The organism is Salinivibrio proteolyticus, from assembly GCF_001996165.1.
In the GTDB taxonomy this organism is placed as follows: Bacteria; Pseudomonadota; Gammaproteobacteria; order Enterobacterales; family Vibrionaceae; genus Salinivibrio; species Salinivibrio proteolyticus.
In genome coordinates this window covers 98,924-116,416 of record NZ_MUFP01000009.1, presented here as the reverse complement: position 1 = coordinate 116,416, position 17,493 = coordinate 98,924, and the positions used below count along the sequence as shown (strand labels likewise).

Annotated in this window: 18 protein-coding genes, 1 other RNA gene and 1 pseudogene; 14 read left to right on the top strand and 6 right to left on the bottom strand. The window is 49.9% G+C overall.

Features of this window, described 5'->3' with window-relative positions; translation table 11 throughout:
- Positions 1 to 184, top strand: a pseudogene (locus tag BZJ19_RS09090) (IS4 family transposase); the annotation flags it as partial.
- 54 nt (positions 185 to 238) lie between these two features.
- Here BZJ19_RS09090 and queC read toward each other — a convergent pair.
- Positions 239 to 934, bottom strand: a complete 696-nt coding sequence (queC, locus tag BZJ19_RS09085) for a 7-cyano-7-deazaguanine synthase QueC (RefSeq protein WP_077675388.1) — start codon at positions 932 to 934, stop codon at positions 239 to 241.
- 181 nt (positions 935 to 1,115) lie between these two features.
- Here queC and BZJ19_RS09080 point away from each other — a divergent pair, with 181 nt between their 5' ends.
- The 3 genes from BZJ19_RS09080 (at position 1,116) to BZJ19_RS09070 (ending at position 2,275) form a co-directional block, all read left to right on the top strand.
- The gene (locus tag BZJ19_RS09080; protein ID WP_077675387.1) at positions 1,116 to 1,640 is read left to right on the top strand and encodes an RES family NAD+ phosphorylase; all 525 of its coding nucleotides are present in this window, start codon (positions 1,116 to 1,118) and stop codon (positions 1,638 to 1,640) included.
- Between the two features lie 90 nt (positions 1,641 to 1,730).
- Positions 1,731 to 1,988 carry a type II toxin-antitoxin system Phd/YefM family antitoxin gene (locus tag BZJ19_RS09075; RefSeq protein ID WP_077456206.1) on the top strand — a complete coding sequence of 86 codons (258 nt, stop codon included), beginning with the start codon at positions 1,731 to 1,733 and terminating at the stop codon, positions 1,986 to 1,988.
- Positions 1,976 to 2,275: a type II toxin-antitoxin system RelE/ParE family toxin gene (locus BZJ19_RS09070; protein WP_021024563.1), complete on the top strand. Its 300-nt coding sequence runs from the start codon at positions 1,976 to 1,978 to the stop codon at positions 2,273 to 2,275. The genes BZJ19_RS09075 and BZJ19_RS09070 overlap by 13 nt, the downstream gene beginning before the upstream one ends.
- A 75-nt stretch (positions 2,276 to 2,350) precedes the next feature.
- Here the strand turns inward: BZJ19_RS09070 and BZJ19_RS09065 are convergent, their stop codons facing one another.
- Positions 2,351 to 2,785 (bottom strand): acyl-CoA thioesterase, encoded by a 435-nt coding sequence (locus tag BZJ19_RS09065; protein ID WP_231637397.1) that lies wholly within the window; start codon positions 2,783 to 2,785, stop codon positions 2,351 to 2,353.
- Between the two features lie 243 nt (positions 2,786 to 3,028).
- Between BZJ19_RS09065 and dbpA the strand changes: the two genes are divergently transcribed.
- Complete coding sequence (gene dbpA / locus BZJ19_RS09060; protein ID WP_077675386.1) at positions 3,029 to 4,411, top strand: ATP-dependent RNA helicase DbpA; 1,383 nt, start codon at positions 3,029 to 3,031, stop codon at positions 4,409 to 4,411.
- A gap of 120 nt (positions 4,412 to 4,531) precedes the next feature.
- Here the strand turns inward: dbpA and BZJ19_RS09055 are convergent, their stop codons facing one another.
- Entirely contained in the window at positions 4,532 to 5,593 is a 1,062-nt protein-coding gene (locus BZJ19_RS09055) for a PLP-dependent cysteine synthase family protein (RefSeq protein WP_077675385.1), read from the bottom strand.
- 133 nt (positions 5,594 to 5,726) lie between these two features.
- Here BZJ19_RS09055 and BZJ19_RS09050 point away from each other — a divergent pair, with 133 nt between their 5' ends.
- The 3 genes from BZJ19_RS09050 to BZJ19_RS09040 are packed head-to-tail and all read left to right on the top strand — an operon-like array spanning position 5,727 to position 9,768.
- Positions 5,727 to 6,194 (top strand): Lrp/AsnC family transcriptional regulator, encoded by a 468-nt coding sequence (locus BZJ19_RS09050; RefSeq protein WP_046073854.1) that lies wholly within the window; start codon positions 5,727 to 5,729, stop codon positions 6,192 to 6,194.
- Between the two features lie 42 nt (positions 6,195 to 6,236).
- Positions 6,237 to 7,997 carry an ABC transporter transmembrane domain-containing protein gene (locus BZJ19_RS09045; protein ID WP_077675384.1) on the top strand — a complete coding sequence of 587 codons (1,761 nt, stop codon included), beginning with the start codon at positions 6,237 to 6,239 and terminating at the stop codon, positions 7,995 to 7,997.
- A complete protein-coding gene (locus tag BZJ19_RS09040) occupies positions 7,990 to 9,768 on the top strand; it encodes an ABC transporter transmembrane domain-containing protein (protein ID WP_077675383.1) in 1,779 nt (592 codons plus the stop codon). Before BZJ19_RS09045 ends, BZJ19_RS09040 begins: the two co-directional genes overlap by 8 nt.
- Before the next feature lie 70 nt (positions 9,769 to 9,838).
- Here the strand turns inward: BZJ19_RS09040 and tesB are convergent, their stop codons facing one another.
- Positions 9,839 to 10,702, bottom strand: a complete 864-nt coding sequence (tesB, locus tag BZJ19_RS09035; protein WP_077675382.1) for an acyl-CoA thioesterase II — start codon at positions 10,700 to 10,702, stop codon at positions 9,839 to 9,841.
- Between the two features lie 99 nt (positions 10,703 to 10,801).
- Here tesB and BZJ19_RS09030 point away from each other — a divergent pair, with 99 nt between their 5' ends.
- The 3 genes from BZJ19_RS09030 to ffs all read left to right on the top strand — a co-directional run bounded on the left by BZJ19_RS09030 (position 10,802) and on the right by ffs (position 12,216).
- Complete coding sequence (locus BZJ19_RS09030) at positions 10,802 to 11,221, top strand: YbaY family lipoprotein (RefSeq protein WP_077675381.1); 420 nt, start codon at positions 10,802 to 10,804, stop codon at positions 11,219 to 11,221.
- Between the two features lie 41 nt (positions 11,222 to 11,262).
- The gene (locus BZJ19_RS09025) at positions 11,263 to 11,991 is read left to right on the top strand and encodes a VP0952 family biofilm-associated protein (protein ID WP_077675380.1); all 729 of its coding nucleotides are present in this window, start codon (positions 11,263 to 11,265) and stop codon (positions 11,989 to 11,991) included.
- 128 nt (positions 11,992 to 12,119) lie between these two features.
- Positions 12,120 to 12,216: signal recognition particle sRNA small type (gene ffs / locus BZJ19_RS09020), an RNA gene on the top strand.
- A gap of 646 nt (positions 12,217 to 12,862) precedes the next feature.
- On the opposite strand, the gene BZJ19_RS09015 is transcribed toward ffs, so the two are convergent.
- The gene (locus BZJ19_RS09015; protein WP_235608179.1) at positions 12,863 to 13,261 is read right to left on the bottom strand and encodes a hypothetical protein; all 399 of its coding nucleotides are present in this window, start codon (positions 13,259 to 13,261) and stop codon (positions 12,863 to 12,865) included.
- 26 nt (positions 13,262 to 13,287) lie between these two features.
- On the bottom strand, positions 13,288 to 14,214 hold the full coding sequence (locus tag BZJ19_RS09010) for a zinc dependent phospholipase C family protein (RefSeq protein WP_077675378.1): 927 nt from the start codon (positions 14,212 to 14,214) through the stop codon (positions 13,288 to 13,290).
- A 266-nt stretch (positions 14,215 to 14,480) separates the two neighbouring features.
- On the opposite strand from BZJ19_RS09010, the gene BZJ19_RS09005 reads away from it, so the two are divergent.
- The 3 genes from BZJ19_RS09005 to BZJ19_RS08995 are packed head-to-tail and all read left to right on the top strand — an operon-like array spanning position 14,481 to position 17,394.
- Entirely contained in the window at positions 14,481 to 15,878 is a 1,398-nt protein-coding gene (locus BZJ19_RS09005; RefSeq protein ID WP_077675377.1) for an ATP-binding protein, read from the top strand.
- Positions 15,875 to 16,519: a response regulator transcription factor gene (locus BZJ19_RS09000; RefSeq protein ID WP_077675376.1), complete on the top strand. Its 645-nt coding sequence runs from the start codon at positions 15,875 to 15,877 to the stop codon at positions 16,517 to 16,519. The genes BZJ19_RS09005 and BZJ19_RS09000 overlap by 4 nt, the downstream gene beginning before the upstream one ends.
- Complete coding sequence (locus tag BZJ19_RS08995) at positions 16,516 to 17,394, top strand: DUF2861 family protein (protein WP_077675375.1); 879 nt, start codon at positions 16,516 to 16,518, stop codon at positions 17,392 to 17,394. Before BZJ19_RS09000 ends, BZJ19_RS08995 begins: the two co-directional genes overlap by 4 nt.
- Positions 17,395 to 17,493: the final 99 nt, after the last annotated feature.

Sequence of the window (17,493 nt, the reverse complement as noted above, 5' to 3'; positions counted from 1 at the left end):
GAGTCAGTTGCAGGTGCTCCCGGCTGTCGCACCTGGAAGGTACCCAGAAGTGCTCCGATATATCCTCGACATGGCAGAGAGCTTTGTACTTCCAGAGAGGCGAGAGAGGACATACCCAAGAGCAGTAAAGAAAAGGCCCAATCGCTATGCGACTAGGCCTTCTAAAAGACGCAACTCAGCTTAATTCACATGCATTACCTCATTGCGAGGCGGTTTTTTATGTTTTGTCGCTGCGCTATTACGCGTTTTCGGCCTGTTTTCGCTGCAGCGCGGCTTGTACGTCTGCTTGGTTGGCGAGGTACTCATCTAAGCCACGCTGACGCAAGTGACAGGCTGGACACTCGCCACAGCCAGTGCCTTTAATGCCGTTATAACAGGTTAGGGTGTGGTCGCGTACAAAATCGAGGGCGTGATACTGGTCGGCCAGTGCCCAAGTCTCGGCTTTATTCAGCCACATCAGTGGTGTGACTAAGGCGAGTTTTCTGTCCATGCCGCGCTCAAGGGCCTGCTGCATTGATTGAATAAAATCGTTACGACAATCTGGATAGCCAGAAAAGTCGGTTTCGCAGACACCGGTGATCACCGCCTCAGCGCCAATTTGATAGGCGTAAATGCCTGCCAAAGTCAAAAACAAGATATTACGACCCGGCACAAAGGAATTGGGCAGGCCGTTTTCGTTCAGTGCATTGGAAACAGGAATATTGTCGCGTGTGAGCGAGCTAATCGCCAATTCATTGAGCAAACCAACATCCAGTACCTTGTGCGCACTGACGTTGCGGTTTGCAGCAATCTCACGGGCAACATCAATTTCTTGCTTGTGGCGCTGGTTATAGTCGAAAGTGAGGCAATGCACTTCGTCGTACTCTGCCTGCGCTTGAATCAAACAGGTGGTTGAATCCTGTCCTCCGCTAAATACCACAACGGCTTTTTTCATCGGTTTGTCCTTTGGCGGTGCTACTTACCCAGTGTTACACAGAGCACGGATGGTACCCCTGTGCGGTATCGACAGCAAGCCAGACGCGATGATGCAATCCGTTAGTCGGCACGCAATTTGCCTCCTCTTTGTTTGCTAAGCTACGCCTTGATGGTTGATTTATAAAGGACATTCACAAGTTATGGACGTACTTGAACCGCAAGCAATCCCCCGCCTGTGCCGCACGCCTATCTCGGGTATTTTTGTCAGAGTATGTCACCCTGAGCACATAGACGCCGCCTTGATGCGAGAAAGTAAAGACAGACCGAACGGTCGGTATAATCGTCAGGGTGAAAGTGCGCTGTATTTGACTGAGAGTGTAGAGAGTGCGCGCGTGGCAATGCAAAAGTACGCCAGCCAGATCACAACGCCACGCGTGCTTGTGCGGTATCAGGTTGACCCCTGTGAGCTGGTGGATTTGCGTCATCCTGAACTTCTGCAATACAAAGCCTTATCCAGCGTTGATTGGCAAGCCGCCTTAGCAAATGGCGAAGCACCATCCAGTTGGTTGGTGGCCGATAAGCTGAGAAGTGGTAATGAAATTGGCTTAATTGACCCGTCGCGAAAAGATCCCAGCACTTGGCATATCACCTTGTTTCGCTGGAACGCCCCAGGCGCGCCGACTGTGACCAGAGTGGGCGAGCCTGAAGAGATTAGTTTGAAATGACGGTCGCTGATAAGGCGAATCAAAAAAACTTTTTCAGTGACACTTAAGTGCTACAATACTGATACTTTAATACCACTATTCGGGCGAGCGATGAAAGTAGAACTTGTGACCACACTGAAGCGTCAGGCAACCAAAATTTTGTCTGAATTGAAGGCGAATAAAGAGCCTGTTTTGATCACCGAACATGGTAAGCCTTCAGCGTACTTATTAAGTGTGGATGATTACGAATTAATGCAGAGTCGTCTTGCTATCTTAGAAGGGATCGCGCGTGGCGAGCGCGCAATTACCGAAGAGAAGCTCTTGAGTCATCATGATGCCAAGGAACAAATGTCCAAATGGCTCAAATAGTTTGGACTGAGCCTGCGCTGGCGGATCTGAATGACGTTGCTGAATATGTTGCACTGGACAACCTGGTTGCAGCTAAAGCGCTAGTGCAAGCGGCCTTTACCGCGGTGGAGCGGTTAGTGCTTTTTCCTGATTCTGGTCGAGTGCCACCTGAACTACCACACTTGAATTATCGAGAGGTGGTGGTGAATCCTTGTCGTATTTTCTATAAGCAAGAAGAAGACACGGTGTTTATCTTATTCGTCATGCGTTCAGAACAGGATCTACGTAAGTTCTTACTATCGCGTTAAATCTGTCATTACACTCAAAAATCTTTATTGATTACTGACTGCGCGTCAGGAAACGCGCAGTGCTCGTCTCTATGCTTACTGTTTCGCCACAAAGGCTTTTAACCCTTCGAGCGTCTCGGCTGGGATAGGGCAGCTTTTACCGGTTTTAAAATCGCAATAGACAATCAAAGCCTCGCCCTCGGCCACACAGCGCTCTTGATTGTGGCTGTAGATTTCATACTTCATCGCATAGCGCTTTTCTTGAATATCCTCGACCCAAGCGACGGTGGTGATGGTATCTGGATACACCAAAGGGGCGCGATAATCGCAGCGGGTTGAGGCGACCACGGGGCCAACATGCAGTCGTTTGGCTAGCTCGAACACTTCCAATTTTTCAAGCATCACCACGCGTACATCTTCAAAGTAGCGAAAATACACGGTGTTATTGATATGTTGCAGGGCATCCATGTCATTCCAAACAATCGCCTGCGTATGAGAGAGCGGGTAGTTTTCTACTGGGATATTTGCCACAAGACAATCCTCCTTAATTGTGTGCCTTGATTGCACACCAAGCCCAATGACAAGACAAGTTGAGCAGGTATAAATACGGAGCTTTGTCTAACAATGACGTAACAAAATACATGACTCGACAAAGCGGTTCTCAACGCGGGTGGCGCTAATCGGTTAATGTGGCAGCAATCAGACTCTGGTATGATACGTCCCCTTTGGCCGTGCTTGGGCGCGGCATGATTTACTTTTGTTGTGGATACGACTTTGACTGATACCGCTTTTTCCTCGCTTGCGTTACCCGCTGATTTACTCGATAACTTAGCAACCTTGGGTTATACGCACATGACGCCCATTCAGGCGCAGAGCTTACCGTCTGTGCTCAGTGGGAAAGATATTATTGCCCAAGCAAAAACCGGCTCGGGGAAAACGGCGGCGTTTAGCCTGGGCGTGTTAGCCAAACTGAACGTAAAACGCTTTCGCGTGCAATCTTTGGTGCTGTGTCCAACCCGTGAGCTGGCCGAGCAAGTGGCGGTTGAGATGCGTAAGTTGGCGCGTGGTCGTCATAATGTCAAAGTACTGACGCTGTGCGGTGGAGTATCGATTGGCCCACAAATTGGATCATTGGAGCATGGTGCACACATTATTGTCGGCACTCCGGGGCGTGTGGATGACCATTTACGTAAGGGCACCTTGCGTCTCGATGACGTTGAGACGTTGGTGTTGGATGAAGCCGACCAGATGCTGGATATGGGCTTCCAAGATACCTTGGATGCTATCATTGCGCGTGTTCCTGCTCATCGCCAAACCTTGTTATTCAGCGCTACCTTCCCGCGCTCGATCAATGCGATTGCCCAGCGAGTGTTGAGCCACCCTGTCTCCGTTAAAGTGGATGAGGTGCAAACGCAAAGTACAATCTCGCAACACGTCTATAAAGTCGATGATAACAAGCAGCGTTACCAAGCGTTAAAGCTACTGTTATTACACTTTCAGCCGCAAAGCTGCGTGGTGTTCTGTACGACCAAAGCTCAAACCCAACAAGTTTGCGATAACCTAGAAGATGATGGTTTTAGCGCCGTTGCCTTGCATGGCGATATTGAACAGCGTGGCCGTGAGCGCACCTTGGTAAAATTTGCCAACAAAAGTGCGTCCGTGCTGGTGGCCACTGATGTGGCCGCGCGAGGCTTAGACATTGATGACATGGATATGGTGATCAACTATCAACTCGCCCACGATCCGCAAACTCACGTGCACCGCGTCGGCCGTACCGGTCGCGCTGGCAAAAAAGGGGTGGCGTGTTCGCTATATAACGATGCCGAGCACTATAAGCTGGCGATGATTGGCGATCAGTATGACCGCGATTTTCTTCCTGAAGCTCTGCCGTCGCAAGATTTGCTCGACACCGTGCCCTATCAGCCTGAGATGGCAACCTTGATGATTGACTCAGGTAAAAAACAAAAAGTACGCGCGGGTGATATTTTAGGTGCGCTGACTGGCCAAGCGGGCATTGATGGTAAGCAGGTCGGCAAAATCAATGTACTCGACAATGTGGCGTTTATTGCCGTGTCACAATCTTGCGTTAAAGCCGCATTACGTAAACTCAATGATGGAAAAGTTAAAGGTCGCACCATCCGCGCCCGCCGGATTTAGTAAAACTCGGGCTAATGCGCCTGCACGACAAGTTTGATGCCCTGCAGGCCGATGTCCGTCGAGGCGAGCAAGAATAATTCACTCGCCTTTTCGTGAAACCCAGTTAGAGACGATGGCGTGTTACCCCAACAAGGTCTGCAAATCATGGGTCGCTTGGTCGAGATCCCCAATGTGCTCGCGTACCCAATCAGGGTTGTAATAGGTGTCTAGGTAGCGCTCGCCGCTGTCACATAACAAGGTGACAATAGAGCCTTTCTCGCCGTTGGCGCGCATTTCATTGGCCAGCATCAAAACGCCGTATAGATTGGTACCGGTAGACGCGCCAGCTTTGCGGCCAAGCTGGCTTTCTAGCCAATGAATGGTGGCGATACTGTGAGTGTCCGGCACTGTGGTCATTCTATCAATCACGCCGGGAATAAAGCTGGGCTCGACACGTGGTCGTCCAATCCCTTCAATGCGGCTGCTTTTATCGGTGGTCAGTGCACTGTCGCCGGTGAGGTAGTAATCGTGAAACACCGAGTGCTCGGCATCGGCCACCATCAGCTGAGTCGGTTGGCAACGATAACGGATGTAGCGGCCAATGGTTGCTGAGGTGCCACCGGTGCCCGGACTCATCACAATCCAGCGAGGGATAGGGAAGCGCTCGTACTGCATTTGATCAAAAATGCGGTTGGCAATGTTGTTATTGCTACGCCAGTCGGTCGCTCGCTCGGCATAGGTAAATTGGTCCATGTAATGGCCATTGAGCTCCTTAGCAAGGCGACGAGACTCGGCATAGATCTGATCTGACCGCTCGACAAAGTGCGCTTCACCGCCATAAAAACGGATTTGCTCAATCTTCTTACACGCAGTGTTTTTAGGCACTACGGCAATAAAACGTAAGCCAAGCAGACGGGCAAAATACGCTTCGGAAATGGCAGTACTGCCTGATGAGCTTTCAATGATGGTGGTGTGCTCATCAATCCAACCATTACACAAGCCGTACAAAAACAAAGAACGCGCCAAGCGGTGCTTCAAGCTACCGGTTGGATGGGTGCTTTCGTCTTTCAGATAGATATCAATGTCTGTAAAGCTAGGGATATCGAGCTTAATTAAGTGGGTATCTGCAGAGCGTTTAAAGTCGGCTTCAATGAGGCGAATCGCGTTACCGACCCAAGTATGGCAAGACTGTGAGGTTGTCATCATGCGTCTCCGAATGCGTAATTAGCACCAGTTTACGTAAAGTGTGGGATAAAAATCTTGCTATTTTTGCTCTATAATGCCACCCAAAGAGAAAAATAAACTCACTTATAGCAATTAATGGAAATAACTTTTCATGACTATCACTTTAGATGAGATAGATCGCACTTTACTCGCGGCGCTACAGGAAGATGCCAACTGGTCTGTGGCTGCGTTGGCCGAACGGGTGAATTTAACCACGACCCCCTGTTGGAAGCGGCTGAAACGGCTGGAATCACAAGGAGTGATCCGCGGGCGGGTGGCATTGCTTGACCCCGAAACCGTTGGCCTCGCATTTACCGCCTTCGTCCATATCAAAACCAATGATCACAGTGAGCAGTGGTACAAGACCTTTACCGAGGTGGTAACCGAGTTTCCTGAGGTGATGGAATTCTACCGCATGGCAGGCGAGTATGATTACATGATGAAGGTGCAGGTAGCTGATATGACTCGATTTGATCATTTTTATAAAAAGCTGGTCAATTCTGTGCCAAGTCTGAATAATGTGACATCAACATTCGCCATGGAAGCGCTTAAGTACACCACCGCCTTACCGATCCGATAGGTCGTTCTGATGATAAAAAGGCGGGGATAAAAAGGAGACCTCATGAAGGTGTTTTGGCAGTTAGGCTGGTTTTTTAAACGTGAATGGCGTCGTTATGTCGGCGCCATGATTATTTTGGTATTTGTCTCTGTCTTCGAGCTCATTCCACCGATGGCTGTGGGCCATGTGGTCGATGGCGTGGTCGCGGGCGAGATTTCCACTGAGCTCTTGATGTGGTTACTTGCGGGTATGCTGGCCATTTGGGTGGTGGTATATGTGCTGCGCATTGTGTGGCGAGTGTGGCTGTTTGGTGCTGCGGCTGAGCTTGGCACTGTGCTGCGCAACCGGCTTTATGATCATTTTACTCGCCAATCACCGCATTTTTTCCGTCGCTATCCGAGTGGCGATATCATGGCGCGTTCTACCAATGATGTGAAAGCGGTGGTGATGACGGCCGGTGAAGGGGTCCTGACCGCTGGGGATTCTATTATCACAGGCGTCGCCGTGCTCATTGTGATGGTGAGCCAAATTAGCTGGCAGCTCACACTCTTAGCGCTGTTACCGATGCCGGTAATGGCAGTACTGGTTAATCGCTTTGGTCGCCGTTTGCACCATACCTTTACTGAATCGCAAGCGGCGTTTTCTGAGCTGTCAGAGGTGAGTCAGTCCTCACTGTCGGCGGTGCGTATGGTACGTGCATTCGGCTTAGAGCAGCACCAGATGAATCAGTTTAATCAAGTTGCCGATCGTACCGGGGAGAAAAACCTCGCGGTGGCAAGGGTTGATGCGCTGTTTTCGCCGGTGATCCAAGGCACCATTGGCGCTTCGTTTTTCCTAACCGTGTCTGGCGGCGGCTACATGGTCGCCACTGGTGAGATTTCGCTTGGGGATCTTACCGCATTTACCTTGTATCAAGGCTTGATGATCTGGCCGATGCTCGCGGTGGCGTGGCTGTTTAATATCATTGAGCGTGGGCGCGCCGCTTGGACGCGGATAGATGCGTTGCTGCAAGAGCAGCCGGACATTGTTGGTGGTGACACGCCGCTGCCTGACACCATGCAGCCATTAGCACTGACCATTGAGCAGTTTAAGTGGCAACCGGATGACAGTTTTGCCCTCAAAGATATCCATGTAACGCTTCCGCCTGGGGCCATGCTGGGGATTGCCGGTCCAGTCGGCAGTGGTAAATCAACCTTATTGCAATTGCTACTTCATCTGACCCAGCTTGAAAAAGGCGATATTCGCTATGGTGATGTGTCGATAGCGGAGGCTGATTTGTCGTCATGGCGACAACGTTTCGCGGTGGTGGCGCAAACGCCGTTTTTGTTTTCGCGCTCGATTGCGGAAAACATCGCTCTTGGTCGTCCGGATGCGACCCAAGCGGAAATTGAACAGGCGACGAAACTTGCCTGTATTGATGAAGACATCCGTCAGCTGCCGCACGGGTATGAAACCGAAGTCGGTGAAAAAGGGATCACCTTATCTGGTGGTCAAAAGCAGCGGATTTCGATTGCCCGCGCCTTGTTGGTGGAAGCGGAGTGTTTGATTTTGGATGATGCCTTGTCAGCCGTTGATGGTGACACCGAGCACCGCATTTTGCAGAACCTGCAACAGCATCAGCACACCCGTACCACGATTGTGATAGCCCACCGCTTATCGGCACTCGAAAATGCCGATGAAATTGTGGTACTCAGCCACGGGCAAGTCCGAGAGCGTGGCCAGCATCGCCAATTGATTCAACAGCCAGGATGGTATCAAGAAATGCACCAATATCAGCAGCTGGAAGCGGCATTGGAAGCCGATGAGGAGCCGCGCCATGACTAAGCGAGAGATCTTATTTCGATTGCTAAGCTACATGCGCCGCGACAGGCGTCAATTTGTGATTGCCACGATTTTCTTGCTGGTGGCGGCTGTGGCCGAAGTAACAGGTCCTTATTTGGTGCAAATCTTTCTCGATAACTATGTCGCCAAAGACCATTATCCGGCGGTGATCATGTGGGCACTGGCAGTCGGCTACATCGTATCGACCATTGTTTCCGCCGGCTTTCAGTATCAGTACGAGCTGCGTTTTAACACCATGGCGGTGGCCATCATTCAACGTATTCGTAAAGCGGTGTTCGCCAACGTGATTAAACAGCCTCTGTCAGCCTTTGACTATGTGCCAATGGGGCGGATTGTATCGCGCTTGACCAATGACACCGAGTCGTTGAAAGAGCTGTATGTGTCGGTGCTTTCTACCTTTTTACGCAACATCGCACTGATTGGTGTGATGCTGGTGGCAATGCTAATGCTCAGTGTGCAACTGACAATGGTGGTGTTGGTGCTACTGCCGTGTGTGGTGCTGGTGATGGCGCGCTATCAAAAACGCTCAGCGCCTGCGTATCGTCGAGCGCGAGACCGGCTAGCAGATATCAACGGGGTGATGAATGAATCTGTGCTCGGCATGAATTTGATCCAGCTAATGCAGCAAGAGCGGGCGTTCTCCTCGCGATTCAGTGATATGACCGCGGATCACTTGGATGCCATGGTCACTATTCAGCGCCTGAACGGGATCTATCTTCGCCCTTTGATTGATTTATTGGCAGGGGCCGCGTTGCTGTCTTTGGTGGCTATCTTCGGTTTTAGCGGCACGGCAGTGATTGGGGTTGGGGTGCTGTACGCCTTTTTAAGCTACTTGGGGCGGATCACCGAGCCATTGATTGAAATGATGCAGCAACTGTCACTGCTTCAGCAGGCTATCTCGGCCGGTGAGCGGCTTTTCGAAATGATGGATACGCCGCCTGAGCAATATGGTAATGACACCACGCCGATCCCTGATGGTGCCATTGCACTGCAGAATGTGTCGTTTTCCTATGATGGTGAAACACCGGTGTTGTCAGACGTGAATGTAGACGTCCCGGCCGGCGGCTTTCTAGCGTTGGTGGGTCATACGGGCAGTGGTAAATCAACCTTGGCGTCGTTACTGATGGGATTTTATCGCACAGGTGAGGGGACGCTGACGCTGGGTGGATTACCGATCGAAAGCTTGAGTCATCAAAGCTTGCGTGAAGGCGTTGCCATGGTACAGCAAGACCCGCACATGCTGACGGGGAGTTTGCGAGAAAACATCGCGCTGGGGCAGACGCTGGACGATGAAAAAATCTGGCATGCGCTCGAACAAGTGGCGCTGGCAGATTACGTGAAAGGGTTGCCAGCGGGGCTGGATACCTTACTTGGCGAGGGCGGGATGACCTTTTCTGCCGGTCAGCGCCAGTTGTTGGCTCTGGCGCGCGTGTTAGTGCGTCAGCCTAAAATTCTGATCCTTGATGAAGCCACCGCCAATATCGACTCTGGCACCGAAGAGCTTGTGCAACAGGCGCTGAACAGGTTACGTCAACAGATGACAGTGGTAGTGATTGCGCACCGCTTATCGACCATTGCCGAGGCCGATAACATCCTCGTCTTGCATCGTGGCCGCGTGATTGAGCAAGGGCGTCATCAAAGCCTGCTGCGTCAGCAAGGCCGCTACTGGCAGATGTATCAACTCCAGCAAGCCAGCGCGCATTTAGCCGCACTAGAGGAAGAGGCGCAGGTGCAGCGGCTCAGTCATGAGTGAAGCAATCAAAAAGGGGCGCAATGCCCCTTTTAATGTCGCTCAGACTCGCTCTGATTAGAGGCATTGATGTCTAGGAGAGTTTACGCATCAAACCCTCTTGGGTCGCTGAAGCAACAAGATCGCCTTGCTGATTAAAAAGTTCGCCGCGTACAAAGCCACGCGCACCACTGGCGGAGGGGCTTTCAATCGCAAACAACAGCCACTCATCCATTCTAAACGGGCGGTGGAACCACATGGAGTGATCAATGGTGGCCACTTTCATGCCCGGCGTAAGCAGCGTCACTGCGTGAGGTTGCAAGGCCGTGACCAAAAAGCCCCAATCGGCGGCATAGCCGAGTAAATACTGATGGACATGAAAATCGTCTCCCACTTCACCATTGGCGCGGATCCACAGATATTGCTTAGCCGGCGCGGAATGGGGTTTAAGTGGGTTGATCACTGTGGCAGGCCGCACTTCAATCGGCTTGTCACCCCCAAACGCTTTGACCACCTTAGGCGGCAGCTTGTGGGCAATATCATTGACTAGCGATTGCTCCGAGCGCAAGGTCTCAGGCGCTGGCACGTCGGTTGGCATGGTGTTTTGATGCTCAAAGCTTTCTTCCTCTTCTTGATAAGACGCCGTCAAATAGAAGATGGGTTTGCCGTTTTGTACCGCTTTTATCCGTCGCGTACTGAAACTTTTTCCGTCTCTGAGTATCTCAACGTCGTAGATGATCGGCTGCTCAGGATCGCCTGGGCGCAGAAAATAACTGTGGAATGAATGTAAGAAGCGATCAGGGTCGACCGAGGTTTTAGAGGCCGATAGGGCCTGCCCAATGACCTGTCCACCATACACCTGTGGCAGTCCAAGGTTTTCACTTTGACCTCGGTAAAGGCCAGTATCTAACCGCTCAAGCTGCAGTAATTGTAAGAGTTCTGTCAGTGGTTGGCTCATAAGTCTTTGATACGTGCTATGCTTCCAGTGTTATTGATCAAGCTATCATAACCTTAGCGTTTTTGCCGCATTCAAACGCGTACCAGTGAGGATTCTTTAATGAAGAAACTATCGTTTCTGTTGTTCGCCTTATTCACTGCCTTAGTGTTTACTGCCTGTTCAGGGAATAGCCAACCTAATGATTTAGCGAGTGTTTCCGGCACTTTAGTGTATCGTGAGCGACTTGCTTTACCTGAGAATGCCAGCGTCACGGTCCGTTTGGTAGAAATGAAAAAAATGGGTTCACCCGGTAAAGAGATTAGCCGACAATCATTCGTGACCGAAGGCCAGCAAGTACCTATTCACTTTTCACTGAATTACGATCCGAGCCAAATTTCTCCAACACACACATACGTCGTCACGGCACAAATTGATGTGAACGAACGCCCGCTGTTTATCACCAATACCGTCAATAAGGTGATCACGGATACGAATCATACCTTTGATCCCACCCTGACACTGGTACGAGTCGGCAACTAATCACTACACTGAGAAGAGTCAGTGGAGCACAAGGAGTGTGCATGCGGATCTCTTCTTTGCTTTGGCCTGCGTTGCTTGTCGCCATTGCAGCGGCAGCCAGTTTGGTCTCCGGTTTTTCGTTATCCAGTTGGGCGATTTTCGTCCCGGCTGTTTTTTTCTTTTACCCCGAGACACTCACGAGTTGGTTACTTGTGTTGGCGATGGGGGCGTTTGCCTATGCCATGCCCCAGCTGCCTGCATTGCTCAGTGCAACCAGTTTACTGATGCTGCCCGCCTTGTCATTGTTGATGAACCCCTTGCGGCATCTACATGTCAAACTACTGCTGGGCTCAGTGATGATTGCGATGCTGACTGGTATTATGGCGCTGCAATCGGAGGCAAAACTCGCCGGTTCACCTTGGGTATTCACTGTCTTGCTGCTGGGATTAGTCGTGGCATGGGGCGCGCTACAGCAATGGCGCTCGTACATGCCACCTCGGCAAAGTGCATGGCTTTTGCTACCAGTGCTTGCCGTGCTGCTTGGTTGGCCGACTGCGCTTTGGTGTGCTTCTGTTGTGGCGGTGATCTGGTTATTGCAGTGGATAGGGCTGACTCCACGGTTTGCCTCCTCGCGTCCCATCGCTTTACATGTATTACCTTGCGTTCCTTTTTTGGTGATCACGCTAGTGACACCCTCACAACTTACCATGTCGCTTTTGGTCGCGTGGGCAACGATGCTAGCGGCAATTTGGATCGGGGAATACTTGTTTTTGGAAGAGCCGGACGACTGACTGGGTGGATATTGCTCATAAGATCAACAGTTAAGCGGCGAAGCTATCAATCCTCCTTGCATTGCATCCAGCCATGCCACATAATGCCCCGCAGTTAAGCAAGCTTAACGACATATCGATGGAGGCCTCCTTGGTTCTCCCGCAACACTATCTTGTGTACTGGGTCAGGTCCGGAAGGAAGCAGCCCGCGCTTGGGACGTGTGTGCCGGGATGCAGCTGGGGAGGCCTCCGCCCTTTCTGCTATTAGCTTTTTTCACACCATAAGTTTGCATAGTTACAATTACTTGTACTAAAAAGACATGCGATAAAATCCCATCTAGCGTTGAAATTTAAAGCTTAGAGAACAGCTCCGGTCTTACCGTTGAACCGTCAATGGAGTTCGATATCGGCTTCCACCTCAAATATTGCAAAGAAATTGTGGGTTTCGAGGTTTAGCCAGAAGGCTTTACTACCAATTTGAAGGTAAAATTTTCCTTATACGCTAGGTGTTCGAGTTAGCTATGAAGACGGATGTGAGGCATTTCTGAAGATAAAGCCTGCCAGTAAAATTGACGGGATGGGTTTCGTCGGCAGTTTGTCGGCAAGGTGGCTGTAGCGAAGTTTATGACATTCCCTCTTTAACTGGTAATCAATAACCAGCTCAGAGTTAATTCAGTCCCATATAATCTAAAACTGTTGCACAGTTACATATGTATTGCTGGCATACATGCTACAAGCACAGTTTTTCAAATTGGTGCAGGTGGGTTAGTCGCCATCAACGACCTATCACAGCGGATTCATATGTCTAAAAGCCAACGCTCTGGCGTTAACTTCACGTAGTCAATTGCAGGCAGAATTGAAGGGCAAGGACAGGCTTACCCTCAATAATTTTTTAGTTTGAGCAAAGTGCTACGACATCAAGGTTAATACTACAGGTATTTGGTCTTGGTGATTTCCAGTAGATCTTATCAAATTCAGCGTTGCAGCCAGCGTCCTCCATAAGTGCCACGTCACCGTCACATATCAGCATGACCGCATTGCCTCCTTGAAACTCTTGTAGTAATCGATAGTTAGTCACTTTCGCTTTTTGGGCGAGTACCTCGAGCTCTGGCAGCTGATTGGGATTAGTCCGGGTGGCATTTGAGATAATCTCTTCTTGGCTGAGTCCTTCAGTATTTCCCCACTTAAGCTCACCGTCAATAGCTTGGGATACATCTTTAAGGATAGATGCCATGTCATACATCACTTCATCCGAGTATTTGGCGTGCGTAGAGCAAGACGCTATAGCCATAAGCATTGCAAGAGTAGTAATTAATCTCATTGGTTCCCCCAAGCAGTTAGCTGTCCATTTTCACAGCGGCCTGTATCTAAATTCCAGTTTTTGAAGAAGTCTGTTTCTGCGTCTTCAAACACAGCTGCTGCGGTTTGCTCCCAAAACAGCTGGATAGTCTCAATCGCCTTATCAAAGACTTCGTCATAGTGTTTTGTCCCATCTGGCGTTTCGAGGTTTTCGATAAATGTTGTATCGACTTCCTCGTGAAGGGGATAGGTTAAGCCTTGTTTTGATGCAACATGTCTAGCCCACGGAAACAGGCGATGTGACTCCTCCGCGTTGTCTACAACTGTTTGGAAACCCTTGTGCCAAGCGTTGATGTTAGGCTGACATTCATTCGCATAATCTGGGTAGACTGCATTGAGTGCCGTGTGCCAGATATCGTTGATAATCGGATCAATTGAACTGTCGTCATTAACATCTACGCAGCTGCCTATGTTTTCTTTTACACGTTCAGCCATGCCAATATCGCCAAGGTTCAATCGAGAAGACCAGATATAGGTATCCTGATTCATTTCACAAACACGATGGGCTTGAGCGTTTTCAGCGTAAGGGCCAACTTTCATTTCAACTACGGGATGAATGGTAATGTCAGCTGCAACGTGCGCGACGAAGCCACATAGCCACACAAAGGCTTTCTCGTGGTGTTCGCTATTTACTGATTTCACTTGCTGAACGAGAGCATTTATTAGTTTGCCGACATTGTTGTAATGCATTTCGTCAGCCCATTTGTTTTGGGCGGAATCCATGAGATCCAGATAAGGGTAATCAGGGCTGACGCAACCGAGTTCCAAATACCTTTTGTTTTGAGCTAAAGCCTTTTTGGCTTCTCGGGGCATATTTAGAATAATCAAAGCGTTGTTCGCAGAAGCCACGTTAACTGCGGTGATATGAGCAAAAGCGCCTGGCATAGTCATCTCCATTCATATTGAATGGTGAGTTTACTACGCTCTTAAAGGGGGATTTGCGAGTTATGCCAATAAAAAACATAAAGTTAAAGGTGGTTTGTGCTTTGTGGTGATCCTATGGGAATGCATGTTTTTAGTTGGCCACTTACGGTAAGAAACTGCGATACGCTTCATTGATAACGCTGATGTTGACACTCGGGTGACACAGCCCCTTACCGCTTAGCTATGATTTAATCATTAGTCGCAATGATAGGTCTGGGGAGAATCGATTGGGTTTTCGAGCGTTAGCCGCGTTACTGTTCGCTTTACTAAGCAGTCAAGTGGCGGCCAGTGAGCTACAAACGCAACTCAAGGGCTTTTATGATGAAGCGTGGCAGGCCGGTCATTTGGTGGTGGCTCAGCCTTCGCTCAATGCCTACTCGCAAAACCTGCTGCAAAGCCAAGCACAGTACCCCGATTTTACGCATTTTAACTGGCAAGATCTGGCTGCATTGCATCAGGTGATGCAGCGGTGTCAAGCCAATCCCCGCATTGTCGATCCCCAGTTATTGATTGCGCAGCGCTTTGAACTTGCTTTGTGTAACGGTCAATCATTACCGCCAGCATGGTTTGTGGAAAATCCGTTATTGCATCCAGCGGGAGGCAGTTATGCGGACCGCTATCTTGCCGCTTATCCGATGACATCACCACCATCTGAAATTATCCAACGGCTGACACTCGATAACGCACAGCACCCCCTACACCAGTCATTGAATGACCTGAGTGCGCAAGGGCGTGACGCGTTACTGAGTGGTTATCGTGCCTATCTAGATAATCACCAGCTGTGGTTGAATGGCGAATTAGGGTGGAAAGTATTGCCTCAATCTGTGTGGTCGCCGATTGCGGAACATTATCGACTCAGTTTGTCGACTGAGTCGACCGGCTGTGACTATCGCTATGGCAATATTTGCAACCAACTCCACCCGGCTTATCAAGGTGTATTTACCGCGATACTCGTGCTGGTCTGTATTGCTTTAGTGATCGGGCTAGCGCGCAGTGTTTATGATCGTTATCAACAGCGTCGTGAGCGACAGTTTATACTTCAACTGCTAACGCATGAGTTACGTACGCCGATTGCCAGCTTGGGGTTAACCGTCGAAATGCTACGTAACCAATTCGATCAACTCAGCGAAGATGCGCAAGATGTGTTGTGGCGGTTACTGGCCGATCATCAAAGGTTGAGTCAATTGACTGAAACCAGCAAAGGCTACTTGAGTACGGATAAGAGTGAACAGTTTAAAACTCAAACGGCATCGCTGTCTGATTGGCTCGATCACGTGTGTGACCCCTTTGGCATTGACTATACCCTCGAGGACGATCGCACGCTGACGTTACCCTTCTATTGGTTATCGATTTGCTTGGAAAATTTGATTAAAAACGCGTATCAACATGGTGGGGAAACCGTATGGATTCGTGTGTGTGTGGGAAAACGTGTCCGTGTTTGTGTTTACGATGATGGCGTGTTTCCGTCATGGTGGCAGCGATTATGGCGGCGCTGTCAAGCGCCAACCTCGGAACACAATATGGGCATTGGATTGTTCTTGGTGGCGCGTTTAATGCGTCAAATGGGCGGAAAGCTATTGATAAAACGGCACCCGACTTGCTGTATCTTGGAGTTACCCCAATGAGCCACTTATTATTGATTGAAGACGATAAATTATTGGGTGAGGGCCTACGTCAGTTTTTAGAAACGCAAGGTTTTAACTGTACTTGGTTGATGGAAAGCGCAAAGGTTGAGAAGCATTGGTATCATGCGGACTTAGTGATCTTGGATCGTCAATTGGCAGACGGCGACAGCTTGGCGCATCTCCCTACTTGGCTGGCATTGAAAGCGTTACCTGTCATCGTATTAACCGCTAAAATTGAAGTGGRGCAACGGGTTGAAGGTTTGATGGCGGGCGCCAAAGACTATGTGGTCAAGCCATTTGCACATCAGGAACTGTTGGCCCGTATTTATGCCCAGCTTCGTCCCTTGGGAGAGAGTCAACTGCTGTATGGCAGCATCAAGGTCGAGCCTGGTTCACGCGCGGTATATTGGCAAAATGAAGCGGTCACGCTAAAGCCCAAAGAGTTTGATTTATTATTGTTGCTTTTACAAAACCAAGGTCGGGTGTTTCACCGCGAGGAGCTGCTTAATAAAATCTGGGGTTATCAAGCCTTTCCGACGACTCGAACCGTGGATAATCATGTCTTGCGTTTACGGCAAAAACTCCCTGATCTTGCCATCGAAACTCACCGTGGGGTGGGGTATAGGTTGATAGCACAATGATGTGGCACCGTATCGGTATCGCAGCCCTTTGGGGCTTGACTAGTATCAGCGCGCAGGCTGAACAATCTTGGTTTATGGATACGCCCATGCGCGAGGCTTATCAGGCGCTGTTGGTCGAACAGCCCACATTGGCTTGGCAAGAGTTGATGTTTGCGCTGACGCAAGCGCCCGTTGACGAGTCGCACTGGGCGGCACTAAAACACGCCATTATTAATCAAACTGATTGCGGACAGCGTTTGACCGAACCTAACGGCAAAGGGATCCCTCATGGTTTGACCATTTCTTTTGTACGTCGCGCGGGGGCGTCGAGTCTTGGCTATGAAATTAAGCTCTCGGCGGAGAAGGTGGAAAAAACAACGCGAGTCACACTTATGGATCCTAGTGGGCAAATAGTGTTAAGCGCCACATTTACGGCGCAAGCCAGCTATCAAGAGATTGAGTCTGGCCAATTGTTTACCCAAGTGGATCCGGGCGTTTACGAACTCAAACTGGGCGATCAGCATTACAGTTTGGTGATTTACGGACTACCGCGTCGTCCTTGGGTACAACTCACCGGCCATCCTGATATGCAATTGGCGATTGATTTACCGACAACGCCACAAAGCTGTGCCCCTGCCACGGCGTATTGGCTATGGTTGGACGATGCCTATCGTTGGGTGGATCAAGCGCCGATTTATGCCTCTGGACGAACCGCTGAGGGGGCACTACCCGTTAAGGTTGATTTGCCGACGTCTCCGCCTGCTACTGCAAGCCATTTGAGTGCAACCGTGAGTCACTTTGAATACCAAGGCGCGATCAAGGTGAGCTATGTTGAGCGATTAGCACTACCCCTACCCAATGCTGTCGAGCGCACTGACGCAGTGAATAGCGAATAAAGAGACAGCGAGGTGACAAATGAGGCACGAGGTTGGCATTTAATAGCGCGCTGACATCAACTGGAGACATCGCGTGAACCTATCATCTTTTTATTGTTC